Origin of the sequence: Sphaerisporangium sp. TRM90804 (assembly GCF_029846175.1) — a bacterium.
Classification (GTDB): Bacteria; Actinomycetota; Actinomycetes; order Streptosporangiales; family Streptosporangiaceae; genus Sphaerisporangium.
Genome location: NZ_JARWAC010000078.1, coordinates 1 through 669, shown reverse-complemented (window position 1 = coordinate 669; position 669 = coordinate 1). Strand labels below are relative to the sequence as shown.

Sequence of the window (669 nt, the reverse complement as noted above, 5' to 3'; positions counted from 1 at the left end):
ACCAGGGTGGTGAGGTCCAGCTGGCTTTGGGTCGGCGGGAGCGTCCGGAGCGGGTGCCGTTGTCGTTCGCGCAGCGGCGGTTGTGGTTCCTGCACCGGCTGGAGGGCCCGAGCGCGACCTACAACATGCCATGGGCGCTGCGGCTGCGTGGCGAGCTGGACGTGGAGGCGTTACGGGCGGCGCTGGGTGATGTGGTGGCCCGGCATGAGGCGTTGCGGACGGTGTTCCCCGAGTTCGAGGGCGCGCCGTATCAGCGGGTGCTGCCGGTGGAGGAGGTCGGGCCACTCCTGGCGGTGGGGGCCCCGCTGGCGGAGGAGCAGGTGCAGGCCGCGCTGGACGAGGCCGCCGGGCACCGGTTCGACCTGGCCGAGCAGGTGCCGGTGTGGGCACGACTGTGGCCGGTGGCGGGCGGAGACCACGTCCTGGTGGTGGTGTTCCACCACATAGTGACCGACGCCTGGTCGTTCGCGCCGCTGTCCCGCGACCTGATGGCGGCGTACGAGGCGCGACTCGCCGGTCGGGCTCCCGCCTTCACCGGGTTGCCGGTGCAGTACGCCGACTACGCGTTGTGGCAGCGGGAGGTGCTGGGCGAGCAGGACCGGCCCGACAGCCGCCTTGCCCGCCAGCTCGGGTACTGGACCCGCCAACTGGCCGCACTCCCCGCAGAGG

General features: G+C 72.6%; 1 protein-coding gene. It reads left to right on the top strand.

The features are described from left to right. Positions 1-26: 26 nt before the first annotated feature. The coding region (locus PYR91_RS36320) for a condensation domain-containing protein (protein ID WP_279787562.1) at positions 27-669 on the top strand (643 nt) is incomplete at its 3' end.